Annotated in this window: 16 protein-coding genes and 1 pseudogene; 12 read left to right on the top strand and 5 right to left on the bottom strand. The window is 65.3% G+C overall.

Features of this window, described 5'->3' with window-relative positions:
• Window positions 1-100: 100 nt before the first annotated feature.
• The 3 genes from ABH927_RS27995 to ABH927_RS27985 all read right to left on the bottom strand — a co-directional run bounded on the left by ABH927_RS27995 (window position 101) and on the right by ABH927_RS27985 (window position 1,179).
• Entirely contained in the window at window positions 101-307 is a 207-nt protein-coding gene (locus ABH927_RS27995; RefSeq protein ID WP_370026448.1) for a helix-turn-helix domain-containing protein, read from the bottom strand.
• A 198-nt stretch (window positions 308-505) separates the two neighbouring features.
• Window positions 506-745 carry a DUF6313 family protein gene (locus ABH927_RS27990; RefSeq protein WP_370026446.1) on the bottom strand — a complete coding sequence of 80 codons (240 nt, stop codon included), beginning with the start codon at window positions 743-745 and terminating at the stop codon, window positions 506-508.
• A 14-nt stretch (window positions 746-759) separates the two neighbouring features.
• Window positions 760-1,179 carry a DUF6313 family protein gene (locus tag ABH927_RS27985; RefSeq protein WP_370026390.1) on the bottom strand — a complete coding sequence of 140 codons (420 nt, stop codon included), beginning with the start codon at window positions 1,177-1,179 and terminating at the stop codon, window positions 760-762.
• Window positions 1,180-1,484: 305 nt separating this feature from the next.
• Here ABH927_RS27985 and ABH927_RS27980 point away from each other — a divergent pair, with 305 nt between their 5' ends.
• Window positions 1,485-2,492 carry an NAD-dependent epimerase/dehydratase family protein gene (locus ABH927_RS27980; RefSeq protein WP_370026388.1) on the top strand — a complete coding sequence of 336 codons (1,008 nt, stop codon included), beginning with the start codon at window positions 1,485-1,487 and terminating at the stop codon, window positions 2,490-2,492.
• A gap of 2 nt (window positions 2,493-2,494) precedes the next feature.
• Here the strand turns inward: ABH927_RS27980 and ABH927_RS27975 are convergent, their stop codons facing one another.
• Complete coding sequence (locus tag ABH927_RS27975; RefSeq protein ID WP_370026386.1) at window positions 2,495-3,877, bottom strand: hypothetical protein; 1,383 nt, start codon at window positions 3,875-3,877, stop codon at window positions 2,495-2,497.
• Window positions 3,878-4,197: 320 nt separating this feature from the next.
• Here ABH927_RS27975 and ABH927_RS27970 point away from each other — a divergent pair, with 320 nt between their 5' ends.
• The 6 genes and pseudogenes from ABH927_RS27970 (at window position 4,198) to ABH927_RS27945 (ending at window position 10,137) form a co-directional block, all read left to right on the top strand.
• Window positions 4,198-4,422 carry a DUF397 domain-containing protein gene (locus tag ABH927_RS27970; RefSeq protein WP_370026384.1) on the top strand — a complete coding sequence of 75 codons (225 nt, stop codon included), beginning with the start codon at window positions 4,198-4,200 and terminating at the stop codon, window positions 4,420-4,422.
• Between the two features lie 52 nt (window positions 4,423-4,474).
• A complete protein-coding gene (locus ABH927_RS27965; RefSeq protein ID WP_370026382.1) occupies window positions 4,475-4,993 on the top strand; it encodes an ATP-binding protein in 519 nt (172 codons plus the stop codon).
• Window positions 4,994-5,692: 699 nt separating this feature from the next.
• Window positions 5,693-7,105 carry a cytochrome P450 gene (locus ABH927_RS27960; RefSeq protein ID WP_370026380.1) on the top strand — a complete coding sequence of 471 codons (1,413 nt, stop codon included), beginning with the start codon at window positions 5,693-5,695 and terminating at the stop codon, window positions 7,103-7,105.
• Window positions 7,102-8,202 (top strand): cytochrome P450, encoded by a 1,101-nt coding sequence (locus ABH927_RS27955; RefSeq protein ID WP_370026444.1) that lies wholly within the window; start codon window positions 7,102-7,104, stop codon window positions 8,200-8,202. The genes ABH927_RS27960 and ABH927_RS27955 overlap by 4 nt, the downstream gene beginning before the upstream one ends.
• 132 nt (window positions 8,203-8,334) lie before the next feature.
• Window positions 8,335-8,502, top strand: a pseudogene (locus tag ABH927_RS27950) (helix-turn-helix domain-containing protein); the annotation flags it as partial.
• A gap of 303 nt (window positions 8,503-8,805) precedes the next feature.
• Window positions 8,806-10,137, top strand: coding sequence for an XRE family transcriptional regulator (locus ABH927_RS27945; protein ID WP_370026379.1), 1,332 nt, complete (start codon window positions 8,806-8,808; stop codon window positions 10,135-10,137).
• Here ABH927_RS27945 and cutA read toward each other — a convergent pair.
• Window positions 10,100-10,435 carry a divalent-cation tolerance protein CutA gene (gene cutA / locus ABH927_RS27940; protein WP_370026377.1) on the bottom strand — a complete coding sequence of 112 codons (336 nt, stop codon included), beginning with the start codon at window positions 10,433-10,435 and terminating at the stop codon, window positions 10,100-10,102. The genes ABH927_RS27945 and cutA overlap by 38 nt on opposite strands.
• 116 nt (window positions 10,436-10,551) lie before the next feature.
• Here cutA and ABH927_RS27935 point away from each other — a divergent pair, with 116 nt between their 5' ends.
• The 5 genes from ABH927_RS27935 to ABH927_RS27915 are packed head-to-tail and all read left to right on the top strand — an operon-like array spanning window position 10,552 to window position 13,453.
• A complete protein-coding gene (locus tag ABH927_RS27935) occupies window positions 10,552-11,259 on the top strand; it encodes a hypothetical protein (protein WP_370026375.1) in 708 nt (235 codons plus the stop codon).
• Window positions 11,256-12,008, top strand: a complete 753-nt coding sequence (locus ABH927_RS27930) for an aKG-HExxH-type peptide beta-hydroxylase (protein ID WP_370026373.1) — start codon at window positions 11,256-11,258, stop codon at window positions 12,006-12,008. Before ABH927_RS27935 ends, ABH927_RS27930 begins: the two co-directional genes overlap by 4 nt.
• A complete protein-coding gene (locus ABH927_RS27925; RefSeq protein ID WP_370026371.1) occupies window positions 12,001-12,654 on the top strand; it encodes a TIGR02466 family protein in 654 nt (217 codons plus the stop codon). The genes ABH927_RS27930 and ABH927_RS27925 overlap by 8 nt, the downstream gene beginning before the upstream one ends.
• On the top strand, window positions 12,651-13,211 hold the full coding sequence (locus tag ABH927_RS27920) for a hypothetical protein (protein ID WP_370026369.1): 561 nt from the start codon (window positions 12,651-12,653) through the stop codon (window positions 13,209-13,211). Before ABH927_RS27925 ends, ABH927_RS27920 begins: the two co-directional genes overlap by 4 nt.
• Window positions 13,212-13,243: 32 nt before the next feature.
• Window positions 13,244-13,453, top strand: a complete 210-nt coding sequence (locus ABH927_RS27915; protein WP_370026367.1) for a hypothetical protein — start codon at window positions 13,244-13,246, stop codon at window positions 13,451-13,453.
• Window positions 13,454-13,550: the final 97 nt, after the last annotated feature.

Genomic DNA, 13,550 nt, shown 5'->3' with positions numbered 1-13,550 from the left:
GATCGTGGTCGCGTACTTCGAAAGAACGTGCGGGTTGCCGGGCCGCGAGGCAGCCTCAAATCGCCGCTGTCGAGCTTACGGCGTTAAGAGCCTCGGATCCTTAGCCACCGAGGATCCGAGGATTAGAGCGACGAAGGTAGTCGTCAAGATCTCGTCGGGCGATGCGGAATGAGCGGCCGACACGGACGGCTGGCAACTCACCCGAGTGCACCAAGCGGTACACGGTCATCTTGGAGACGCTCAGGAGGCGGGCGGCCTGTTCTACTGTCAGGTCATCGGCGGCCCGGCGGGCCTGCGTGTCGACCAGGCGGTCGATGTCCGCTTCGCGGAGGGGAGGTGCCTGCGCGAGCTGCACCACCTCCTCGGCGGCACGACGGATGTCATCCGCAGTGCTGCGGTGATGGGTCGTGCGCGCGATCAAGTGCGCGGCGACCTCCAGCTCCGTTATCTGGGTCCTCGCCATGTCACCAACCTCCAGGCCACGGCATGTGGGGGAATCCGGCGATCATGAACACCATGGGCATCGCCCGTACCGCTTGGCGGTGTACCAGAGGGTGGCCATGGCCATCCTTTCTGCGCGTTCGGTGGCTTTCGCTGGCGATAACTTCTCCATCTCCCGCGTGTTCAGGAACTCCACGACCGTGCGCTCCCAATGGTCTTCGGCGGGTTCCCCCTGGCCTCTATGGGCCTTTCGTATGAAGATCTGCACAAAGCTCTTCTCGTCCTCGTTCCCCTTATCGTGCATCCGCGCCAGGGATCTCACTGCCCTCCTCCACCCGAGTGGCGACGACTGGCCCGGGCCCGCCTGCGCAGTCCCTCGGCTACGTCGTCCTCTGTCTGCGTACGGCGCGCGTCGATCTGGCTGTTGACCACATAGCCCACCACACCCCCCACGAACGCCGGAATCATGAGCCACCCAAGGACCGAGACCCCCCAGCTGGCGAAAGGAGCACCGACCGCCGCCGGCGACGTGATGCCGACCATCACCTCATACGCACGTGACCAGCCGATGAGACACCCATCAACCATGAAAAGGACCACGAACGTCAAGATGAGCCATGCGGCGCGGGTGAGCAGCCAATATCGGGTCTTATTGAGCGCCGCCAACGACCGGAAGAGCCGGCGGAAATGAGCTGGCAACGACAGCTGTGGAGGCGGCTCCGACGTCGCAGGCGGCATGTCCTGAAAATAACGGTTACATCAGATCCTTCAAGGGGCTCAGAAGCGTCTGTCCGGCTAGGTTAATCGACCTGTTCACTAAAAGTGATCACTCGATTACTAGATACTTAGCATCCGGGACCTGCCTTCGGAGGGGGTGGCGGGTCCCCTGGGACATCACCATGTCGTGGGCCAGCTTTGCCTATTTGGTGGGCAGCCTCTGTTGGCAGCACTCTTGGTGGGTGGCGGAGCTGTTGGCGCGAGCGTAGTCCAGGATGCTTCAGTCCCCCTTCCCGGAGTCGCCCTGCTGCGCCAGGATCATGGTCATGCGACTGCTGATTCTCGGTGGCACTTGGTTCCTCGGACGAACCTTGGTGGAACAGGCCCTGGAACGTGGTCACGAAGTCACGACGTTCACGCGGGGTAGGTCCGGCACCGACGTGGCCGGGACGATTCCCGTCCGGGGAGACCGCAGCAGCGCCGACGACCTGGCCGCTCTGGCGGCACGGGGTCCATGGGATGCCGTCATTGACACCAGCGGCATGACACCCCAGCTCGTGGAGACGTCCACCAAGGCATTGTCCGACGCCACTGACCGCTATGTGTTCGTGAGCACTGTGAACGTCTACCAGGGGTGGCCGACCAACCCGTTGGATGACGATTCACCCGTCCGCCCGTACAGCCCGCAAGGGCCGCCGGGGGAGAGCGGCGCCGACGAGTACGGCCGGGAGAAAGCCGGCTGCGAGAAAGCCGTCACCGACACCTTCGGCGACAGGTCCGTCCTGCTACGGCCAGCCGTGATCGTCGGCCCGCACGAATATGTCGGCCGCTTCCCTTGGTGGTTGCGCCGCATCGCCGCAGGCGGCCGAGTGCTCGCACCGGGCACACCGGATTGGCCCATCCAGCCGATCGACGTCCGCGACGTCGCCGCCTTCGCCCTGGCCGCCGCAGAACAGCACTTCTCAGGCTCCTACAACCTCGCCGCACCCATAGGCTCGGCCACTTTCGGCGAGCTGCTGGAGGCATGCCGGCAGGTCACAGGTAGCGGGGCTGTCCTGAAGTGGGTGGACCACGAATTCCTGATCGAGCAGCAGGTCGGCGAGTGGACCGAGCTGCCGCTGTGGCGGCCGTACGCGGGGACTTGGCGGGTGGACGCTGCGCGCGCACGCGGGGACGGACTCACGTCCCGCCCGCTCGCGGACACCGTGGCTGACACTTGGGCGTGGTTGAACGACGGCGGCCCGCTCATCCATCATGAGCGGGCGGCCGAACTCGGCATCACCCCGGAGCGGGAAGCAGCGATCCTCGCGGCGTGGGACGCGCGGCGCCGCTAGATCTAAGAGCCGGGCGGCAGCGCTCGCACGGTACTTCCGTGAATGAACGAGGTGAGGTCGTCGCTGAGCTCCCGTACTGCCCGTTCCTGTTGCGCGATGGCTAGTTGGGCCTGCAACCCATGCAGCCTGTGCACTACCGGGAAGGTGCGCAGGTCGGACGGCAGCTCTAGCACCTCAGCCAGCGTTTGGCTGGCGTTGGGCAGGTCGCCCAGGATGACGAACGCGGTGGCCATCTCGATCTCGATGGTGGCCTCTATCATCGCGGACCGTTCGCCGACTGGTAGCGCTTGGGCGTCCTCAAGCGCCTTTCGGGTGTAGGCCAGTACCTCGCCAGTGAATCGGCGTACGGCGGCGGGCTCGAACTCGTGGCCACGTAGCTGTAGCAGTTGCAGCAGGGCTGAGCTGAAACAGCGCTGCTCGCGAACAGGGTCCCAGTCGAACACGCCGCCGATGCCCTGCAACTCGTCACCACCTTGCTCGGCGGCGCGGGCGTCCATTGCCGCGTGGATAGACCCGACTGTCCTGTCGGTATCGCCCATATGGGACCACGCGCGGGCAGCGATGCTGTGCACCCGGGCCGCGGCGATGCCGACCGGCCGGTGCTGTTCGGCTCTGCTGATGACCGCCACGGCGTCACGAGGCTGGTTGGCCCAGTAAGCGCTGGTGGCCATCATCCCGCGAGCCCACACCGCGAGCGGCACATGGTCGATCGAGTTGGCGTACGACCAGGCGGCGCGTGCATGGTCAATGGCCATTTTCGTCTCACCGAGGTCGATGCACGCCTCAGCCAGCAAGGTGCTCGACACTCCGGCCAGGAAGTTCAGCTCGGACAGCTGAGTCGGTTTCCGGGTCTCCTGCATCTTGGCGACGACACGATCGCGAACGGCTGCCAGCTCCGGGAACAGCCCAATCGGTGACCGCAGCAGGTACGTGCGCGCCAGGTGAACGACGTCATCTTGCAGTTGCTCCATCGCCGCCTGCCCGAGCTCGCGTTCAGCGTCACCCGCGGCATCCCTCGACTGGGAAGCGGCGTCCTTCATCATTTCGTACATCCCCCTGGGTTGGACATTGACGGGCTGGTCGACCAGGCGATTGGGCGTGAGCACCATCGGGCTCGGCTCGACATCAGGACCGTCAGTGGTGCTGGAAGCCGGCGAGAAAAGCTCAGTCGCCGGCCAGCCGAAGATGTGCTCAAGGACCTCGCACGCTTTGGGGTACGGCAAGCCTTTTAACTTGGCAGACAGCCACCGCTCCCACTGTCTCTCGCCGATCGCGAGGTCGTGGTAGCCCAGCTCTCGGGCTGCAGCCTCATAGGCCCGGGAGAAGTGGCGGTACTGCAGTAATCCCCTGGCCTGCGCGAGTTGCTTTAGCACAGTCACATCCATCCTGGCCCTTCCTGCCGGACGCGACGCGGCTCTTGTGCTCAAGGTAGGGCCGAGATCGCGCCCGGGAAAGGCGTTTGAGCATGCGCGGCGAGAAAGTCGGGACAAGTCGACCAGAAGTCGGAATGACGTCGCGGAGAAGTCGGGGACGGCGCTTTCCGCGTCCTGGCGATGTCGAGGCCGACCAATGACGATTCACACGCCATCACATTCACCACTTAACGCTCAGCGGTGGGGTGGACTCTCCCCTCAGCGCGCCAGAGGGGAGCCCTTGGCGTCCACGCGTCGCCGAGCGTCACACCCCACCGCGAGAAAGGACCGATATGACCATCTGGAGTAAGCCGGTTTCTGCTGATCTGTCCAAAGTTTCGTGGTGGAAGAGCACCCGAAGCGCCAACAACTGTGCATGCGTCGAAGTTGCTGTCCTGCCCGACGGTCAGCTCGGCGTGCGGGACAGCACCAACCCGGACGGCCCGGCGCTCGTGTTCAACCGCGGCGAGTGGGCCGCCTTCCTCGCCGGGGCGAAGGGGGGCGAGTTCGACGTGTGATCGATAGGGCCGACCAGTTACATCAGACCTTCGATACCGGATAGGAACCGCGATGCCTGGCGTGCACGCTCCTCCGATCACCGTTCTGCAGAATCTGGCCGCGCACCAAACGGCTTACGTCGAAGGCGGTCCGCGGCTGGCCGCGTGGTGCCTGCACCGTGACAGCGCCGTCCACCGCGCTCGTGCACTGCTCCGGTGCGAGCTCACCGCTCTACGGATCGCGGATGAACTGATCGGCGACGTGGAACTGGTGGTTGCCGAGCTGGCATCCAACGCGGTTAGACACGCACGAGGCCCCTACGAGCTGCGGGTCCTGTATGACCGAGGCGTGCCAGTTGAGGCCGAGGTTGCCGACGCCGGCACGGGTGCCGACCTGGTAGACGAGCTGCTGGATCGCCCGCTCGTCATCCCGGACAGCATCGAGGACCTGGAGCTGGGTGGGCGCGGCCTCCGGCTGGTGGCGGCCCTAACAGGCGGTAGATGTGGGGGCCGACAGGTTCGGCTGTGCGGCACCGGACGCGCTGGCACCGGTGTGTGGTTCGGTCTGCCCACCCAAGATCGCCCGGCATAGCTTGCCCTTGACCTCCGGGACATAGCCACGGTCGGCACCCCGCTCCCACGCGGCCATGCGTGATCGGGGCCGCTGACCCTTGACCACCCCTGGCTGGCAGGGGCACCCCTCCCGCTACCGCGCCGCCCCCACCTCAGGCCGGTCAGCAGGCCTGCCAGCGCCCCCACCCCCGGGGCCTCGGGCGGATGTGCCGCCACAGCACTAGCCGTCGATCACGCTGTGGCGGGAACCCGCTCTTGGCCCCGGGGCCTCTCCTTCACCCCGGAAAGCCGTGCTCATGTCGACTGATACCGATGCGGAACAGTCCATCAAGCACCTGGACGCCCTCGCCGCGGAGTTGCGGCGCCGCGACTTCGCCGTGCGGGTGCTTTCACGTCACGACCGCCCGCCACACCTCAGGGTGATCAACTTAGCGGCCCCGGTCCTCGCCGACAACGTCCTCGCTGCGCCGGACGGTGATGGGGTTTGGGGCTTCGCCTTCCCCTGGCCTCAGCGGATCGCCCCGGTCGACGACATCGCCAGCGCCGCGGACCGGATAGAACGCGTGCTCGCTGAAGTGGGCCGGCCAAACACGCCGCCCGTTGATGCCCCAGTGCCTGTTGGCCTGGCTCCTAGTGGTGACCTGGGTCCGCGCTCGGGCCCCAGTGAACCTGACCCTGTTGAACCCCCGACGACATCCCGCCCGGGAGCTACCCCCTTATGACGAACCCCTCCGACAAGACGCCCGCGCGCTGCCCGATGGGCCGCGAGCCGTTGTTCAGCGACGCCTTCCACGCTGATCCAGCAGCGGTCTTCCGGCGGCTACGCGAAACCTACGGTTCTGTGGCGCCGGTGCAGCTGGCACCGGGTGTGCCCGCCTTCATCATTTTGGATTACCAGACGATGCTGGCGATCTCCCGCGACACTGCCACTTGGTCGCACGATTCGCGGCTATGGGCGGAATGGAACCAAGGCCGCATCCCGGACGACTCTGAGTTGCTGCCGATGATGATGTACCGCCCCAACTTGCTGTTCGCCGACGGCGCCGAGCACGCCCGCCTACGCCGCGCGGTCGACGACGGCTTGCACCTCATCGACCTGCGGATCCTGGACAAGCAGATCCGTATCGTCGCCCACGATGTCATCGACACCTTCGCGACCCGGGGAGTGGCCGATCTCGTCGCCGAGTACGCGACACAGGTGCCGCTGCGCGTCTTCAATCATCTTCTCGGCCTTGATGAGCGCGGCGGCCAACGGCTGGTGAACGTGCTCCGCCGCATCTGGGACGGCAGCGACGCCGTCCGTGCAGGCGCCGACCTTGAGCGGTTCATGGGCAACCTCGTGGCCGCCAAACGCCGCAACCCGGGCCCGGACATCACCAGCGCCCTGCTCGACCACCACGCCAACATGGGCGACGAGGAACTTATCCACCACTTGGTGATCCTCATTGGAGCGGGTAACGCCCCGACAGCAGACCTGATCGGCAACGCGCTGAGGGTGCTGCTGACCGACCGCGAGACCGGCAGTGCCGTGGCAGGGGCTCGCATCAGCATCAACGACGCCATCCACCACGTGCTGTGGTGGGACACCCCGATGCAGACCTACCCGTTCGTGTACCCCCGGCGTGATGTGCGGATCGGCTCGGTGACCATCCCCGAAGGAGCCGCGGTCGGCATGGGCCTAGCTGCGTCCAACCTGTCCGTGGTGGAAGGCCGGCGGGACCTGCTTGCGTCCAACCGCGCTCACGTGTCGTTCGGCGTCGGCCCGCACCGCTGCCCTGCAAGCGATCTGGCGGTCCAGATCGCCACGACCGCCATCGGGGCCGTGCTACACCGGCTCCCCGGGCTGCACTTGGACGTCCCGCCCGCAGAGCTCACCTGGCGCCCCTCGTTGTTCGCCCGCGCCCTCACCGCGCTCCCGGTCCGCTTCGTCCCCACCGACCCCGACCTTTGGTCCAGCCCCAATCGTGGACACCACTCCTCCGCACAGGAAGGCACTCAATGGCACCGAAACGATCCCGCTTCGTCCTGGACGCCCGGAGCGGCGACCTCCACAAACAGGCCGCGCGGCTCCGCGCGCACGGCCCGGTCACCCTGGTGGAGCTTCCTGGTCAGGTCGAGGCGTACGCGATAACCCAGCACCACGCGTTGGAGCACGTGCTGGGCGACCCGCGATTCGCCAAGCAGGTGCGCCACTGGCGAGCATGGGCCGAGGGCCGCATCCCCGGCGACTGGGAGTTGATCTCCTGGGTCGCTGTGGAGAACATGCTGACCGCTGATGGTGCCGACCACGCCCGGTTGCGCAGCCTGCTTTCGCAGGCGTTCACCCGGCGCCGCGTGCGAGCAATGGCAGGGCGGATCGCAGACATCACCAGTGGCCTGCTGGACCGCATGGACCACCTTGACGGCCGCGGCGTCGACCTGAAACGCCACCTGGCGTTGCCGTTGCCTCTAACGGTGATCAGCGAATTGTTTGGCGTGCCAGAGCATGAGCGGGAGCAGCTGAAAAAGCTGTGTGCGGCGGTGTTCGACCAGACCATCACCAAGGCGCAGGCCGTCGGCAACCACCAAGCGCTGTACGACACGCTGAAAGCTCTTGTTGAGCACAAGCGAGCCGAGCCTGGCGACGATATGACCACCGCGTTGATCGACGCACGGGACGGACACGACCGGCTGAGCGAAACGGAACTGACTTGGACGCTGGTCTTGATGATCGGGGCCGGCTACGAAACCACGATGAACCTCATCGTGAACGCGGCACGAGCCTTGCTGACCCACCCCGAGCAGCTCGCCCTCGTCACCAGCGGCGCGGCCACCTGGGAGGCGGCAGTGGAGGAGACGCTCCGCTGGGACCCGAGCATCGCCAACCTGCCCTTCCGCTACACGCTCGAAGACGTCGAGATCGGCGGTGTGGTCATCCCCGCCGGGTCGGCGGTGCTGATGTGCTACGCGGCGGCCGGCCGTGACCCCGACCAGCACGGCCCCGACGCCGCACAGTTCAACGTCACCCGGACGCGTAACCGGCACCTGTCGTTCAGCCACGGCCCGCACTTCTGCCTTGGCGCCCCGCTGGCTCGGCTGGAAGCCTGGACCGCGCTGGGCCTGCTCTTCGAGCGGTTCCCCGACCTCACCCTCGCGGTGCGAGGCCAGCACTTAACCCCGCTGACCTCCATCGTCGGCAATGGCCTGACGTCCCTGCCCGTCAACTACACACCGCACCGCGATGCATGACACACCGTTATGCGCGCCACCGCCGCGGCTCGCACAACAACGGTCGTCCCTGGCAGGCGGTGTATGTCTGGCACATCCGCCACGTTATTCACTGACCAGGGTGTTGCCTTCGGTCGGGGACAGGACGCTCCCATGAGTGCGCTCAAAGAGGTCAAATTCCTCACCGTGGCGGAGATCGCCAAGTTCATGCGGGTCTCGAAGATGACCGTGTACCGGCTAATCCACGCCGGCGAGCTTTCTGCTATTCGTGTCGGGCGTGTGTTTCGTGTGCACGAGCAGGAGGTCATCGATTACCTCAAGGCAAACCCCGCCATCGACACCGCCATGATCGACGCTCTTGCGGCCTTGCCGGACGGTAGCCCAGCTGCGATCAGCACCCCCCTACGGCCTAACGATCAGCCTGGGGAAGCGGGCGAGGGCACACGGCAGGCCCATCCACATGCAGCGGGCTATGTATCGCCAGGGGGAGGCATCAGGGACCTCAGAGCCAGCACTTCCGGATAGCATCCGCTTCCTTGATTGATTGCTGCAAGAAACTGAATATTGTCAGTAGGAAACTAAGGAGGCAACGGAAACCTATAGGTACCGGTCGAGGGGGTCCAATTGAGCGGTGAGGAAAACAGGCCGGCATGGGCGCAGGAAATCCGCACGAAGCGCCTCAGCCTGTGTTGGACGCAGAACGAATTGGCCAAGCAGATAGAGCAGGCCGCAGACGACAGGACGCGTGCTCACCTGCCAAGCCGAAGTTCGATCATTCGAGAGATTCGTTTCCATGAAAGCGGATCCCATCAACCTGGCCCGGTGTATGCCGAGCTTTATCGCCGCGTGTGGGAAAAGCATGCCGAGCGTGCCAAATCGGCAACAGAGGCCGAGTTTCAGGGTAACCCTCTTCTGCTTTCGTGGACTGTGGGAAGGCTTGGGGAACGTGTGGACCGACGCACCCTCATGCGACTTGCCGCCACTACGACAGCAAACGCTGTGCTGGGCCCAGCGGAGCGACTGATGCGGGCGCTGGCAGGTGATCACAGGACGGACACCGCTACCGTTACGCACCTAGAGGATCGGACAAAGGGCTTCCATCGGCTTGAGGAACACCTTCCAGGGAGAACCTTGTACCCGGCGCTCATGACTCATCTTGGTGAGGTGAGCGCATTGCTCGAAAGTGGGCCACCTGAGCCTCTGCGACAGCGCCTGGCAGTGATTGCTGGGGAAAGCGCACTCCTGGCTGCCTGGTTCGCCTGGGAACTTGGAGACGGCGCTCAAGCGGCCCTTTGCTCTCGGCTGGCTAATCTGGCCGCCCGGCGTGGTGGGGACGATGCGATCGCAGCTTGCATGACTGGATATCGCACATACATGACCGGTGGCGACAACTTTCAAGGTGCTCGGCTGGCTGTAGTCGCCCTGGAACGCCTCGGCAACGCTGACCTCGCAACGCGGGCGTGGCTCCTGGCGCGTCATGCAGAAGAAGCGGCCATGCTAGGCGACTACCAGACCGCATTGAATTCGATCCACGAAGCCGAGGATGTCTATGTCGAAGCGGACATCAACGCTCGCCCTTGGACCTGCTTCCTCGACCCTGGGCGTTTCGTGTCTATGACTTTGTCCGTCTACTCTCGATTGCGGCGAGAAGAAGACGCAGTGACAGCCATTGATCAAATCATCATGCATCTCCGGCCAAATACCGAGATCAAAAAGCTTTGCGTTGTAAAAGCCGACCTCGCACTGGCCCGCGTGCGCCTTGGCGACGCGACCGAAGCCGTGAGATACGCCCATAGCTCCCTTGCTGCGACATCGGCGATGGCATTCCCTCTAGGATGGGATCGGCTCGACCAATTCGCCGCGGAACTCGCACCGTCCCGCGAGCAGGTAGCCCGTCAGTTCCGCGAAGAGTATGCTGCTACGCGTCCAGAGCTGATTCGGCCGTCTCTTCATTAATCCACTGCAGGTAGCTGGCCAAACCGGCCTCGATCGGCACGGCGACGATCTCCGGCGTGTCATAGGAATGAGCACCTCTGACCACCGTAATCAGATCATCTAGCCGTGCCTTAGTGGTCTTCATGAGGACTAGATACTCCTCGGCGCGCTGAATTTCGCCCTTCCACCAGTAGGTGGAAGTAATAGGGCCGGTGATCTGAGCTCCGGCCGCCAAGCGTCTTCCCACTACCGCAGTGGCAATCTGTTCGGCCTCGTCCAAGGATCCGGCGGTCACGTGGACTTCAAGATGTGCGGACATGCCAACGAGAGTACCCCCCAAAAAGATCATCTCCTCTGATCTCCTCTAGGCGCATTGGGCTCCGCGTTTTTCACTAGCGGTACGGCTGATCAGCCCGAGGAACGGAGGCTGCTTTGGTGGAAAGCCCTGTGCAGGCGACCTTCGAGGTCTTCTACCGGGTGGAACGAGCAGGCGCGATCCGCTTGTCCGACGGCGGGGGCCCGTTCGGGTTCGACATTACGCGCGCTTTGCTGGTCGACGATCTGCTGGATGCCTTCCGGTGCGATGCCATCGTGGAAACGGGCTGCTTTCTTGGAGACACCACCTATTACCTGGCCGCCCGTTACCCTGATCTACCCGTCTACAGCTGCGACATCGTCCCGGAGCACGCCGAGTTCACCCGCCGCCGATTGGCTGCGGCTGGCTGTCGGAACGCCTTGGTGTCCTGCACGGACTCTCCCGCCCTGGTAGAGACGATCAGCCGGCTGCACGAGCGGCCGCTTATCTACCTCGACGCCCATTGGGAAGACCGATGGCCGCTGGACGCCGAACTCGCTGCTGTCGCTCAGGGAATCGTTCTGGTCGATGACTTCGACATTGGGCACCCACGGTTCTCCTTCGACACCTACGCCGGGCGTTCTTGCGGCCCGGCCATCTTCGCGGCGATGCCTTCCCCGCCGGCGCGTTACTGGACACCGGATCCTGATGCCGACTGGCCCCTGCCCTGCCTTCAGGTCGGACGACGATCTGGAATAGGGCTCATCGTGATCGGCCTCGATGAAAGCCCGCTCGACCACCATCCGGCGCTGACCGGCCACGACATCGTCTTGGAGGCTTCTGCATGACGCTGGCCTATGACCTGTCCGACCCTCTGACACTGCTTGGCGGCCTGCCTTTTCTGGACGAGGGGTTCGCGGCCAAACGGCTCCTGGCGGGGGTGGCAGCAGCCCGCCATGTCACCGCCGAGGCAGAAGGAAAAGCGGATGGGATTACTGACCGAGCCGTCGAGACTTGGCTCGGCCCATCCCGCGCTCTGCTACTGGCCGGTGGGCGGTCGATACCCGCTATACCTCTGCTCCCCGAGCAGAAGAGCCAGGTGACTGCGACGTTGCAGGAGCTTGGGTCGCTGATTCCGGCGTGGGTATCGCTGATCGCCCTGCCGATCCGGTACGGCTCGCTATACCCCGCGACCGGTGCGATATCGGCGTCGTCCAGGGCCTGGCCGCAGCACGTGCTTCTCTCCGATGAGGCATTCGCCACTCCCGTCGAACTGCGCGAGCAGATCACGCACGAACTGTCTCATCAGTGGCTTTACCTCATCGAAGAGCTGTGGCGGATCGAGTTGCCCTCCGCGCAACCGGTCACGCTCCCGTCCGGGACCGCGAACCGCTCACCGTCGGAGGTCGTGGGGGCCGCTCATGTCGCCACCGTACTGACCCGCCTCTATACGGCGACAGGAGACGCCCCGGAAGGACGCCTTGAGAAGCTGGCGATCTACCGGGCGGGGTGCCTCACCTTGCTGGACCAGGTCGCCGACGACCTGACCGATCTAGGGCGTGATATCGCCCGCCATCTGAAGGAGGCCCATGAGTAGCGTCACCGCCCCCGACCGCAACGACGTCGGGATCAAACCGATGTCGGTGTGGAAGAGCCCGCTGTACATCGCCGATTTCCCTGCCGCCGCCGAGCACAACGAGGCCCTGCGGGACCTCATCGTCACACGCACCCTGACCGATCCGGAGGCGTCGAACTTCGGAGTGATCTCGGCGACCAAGGCCAACCAGGACATTCTGGGCTGGGATCACCCGGCTGTGGACTGGTTCAAGAGCCGGATCATGGATGCTGTGTCCGCGCTAACCAACGCGGTACTCGGTGACGCGGCCAGCGAGGTCACCCAGGGCGTGATCGCCGAGGCATGGACGGTCGTCTACGCCGAGGGCGGAAGCCTTCGCCCGCACACCCACCATGACTCGGCCTGGTCCGGCGTCTACTACGTCGAGTCCGGCGACGGCGGCGGGACAGGCGACGCCGGGTACCTGCAGCTGCTGGACCCTCGCCCCGCCGCAATCGCCCGGGAAGCCTCTGCGGGCGTGTACCGCGTCGAACCCATACCCGGACGGATGGTGGCCTTCCCGGGATGGCTGCCCCACTCGGTCCAAGCCACCTTGACTGGCGGCGGCCGGCGCATCTGCATCGCCTGGAACGTGGCCTACGACAAGGATTGGACGGGGATGAGATGACGACCCTGCTCGCGGCGCGTAGCGACAGGCCGGTCCAGTTCCTCTGGGGCACCAACGTCCTGGTGGAGGAGGCGGCACTGCAGGACATCGTCAGGGATGACGTACGCCTCCCCGAGGCCGGGCCAACATGCGAGGACCTGGCCCCTGCCCGATTCGTGACCAACCCGGCCGCACTGGAAGAGGTGTTCCTGGCAGGGATGAACGCCGTTGCACGCATGGACGGAGCACCGCCGATCACGTCGGTGGTCGTCCGGATCCAGGGCTGGCGCGAAGGCCACGGTATCCCCGCCGCCGCCGAATCCTCCCCGTACGTCGGCTGGTGCTGTCTGTTCGCGACGCCCGCCCCCTCGACCGCCGAATCGGGCTGCCTGTCCTTGGCCGACCCTCGCGCGGGTAGCGACCTAACCGCGATGCCTGGCCTGCCCTGGGGGCGACAGGTCCTCATCAGGCCCGTTCCGGGCGCCTTGGCGATCGCCCCCGGTTGGCTCACCCATTCGGTCGTCCCCATCGAGCACGGCCAGCAACTCGTCATGGCCGTGGCCACCTGCTCCCGGTAACCCGACCGGGCCGCACAGAAAGGAACCGAACCATGACGCAGCCCAACGAGAGGGCCGCTACGAGTCTGAGGCTGGAGGGCCCCGGCCTCGGCCTCGGCCTCGACCCGGACGACACCGCGACCTTCCTGGACGCCACCCGCAAGGGGCTCATCGCCCCCGAGACCGCCTGCGACAAGGGGATGCAGGACAACTTCGCCCTGCGGACCGCCACCACCGTGGCCCTGGCACACTCGGCCACCTGACGGACGCTCGCGTCATTGGGCCCCGCAGCCAGCCCGGCTGCGGGGCCCTCCTGCGTTCGGAGACGGTCGCCCCTGCCACTGATTGCGTCCTTTCCGG

Origin of the sequence: Planotetraspora sp. GP83 (assembly GCF_041262585.1) — a bacterium.
In the GTDB taxonomy this organism is placed as follows: domain Bacteria; phylum Actinomycetota; class Actinomycetes; order Streptosporangiales; family Streptosporangiaceae; genus JAOEGB01.
Note: the sequence above shows the minus strand (reverse complement) of the source record. Positions and strands in the feature narration are given on the sequence as shown.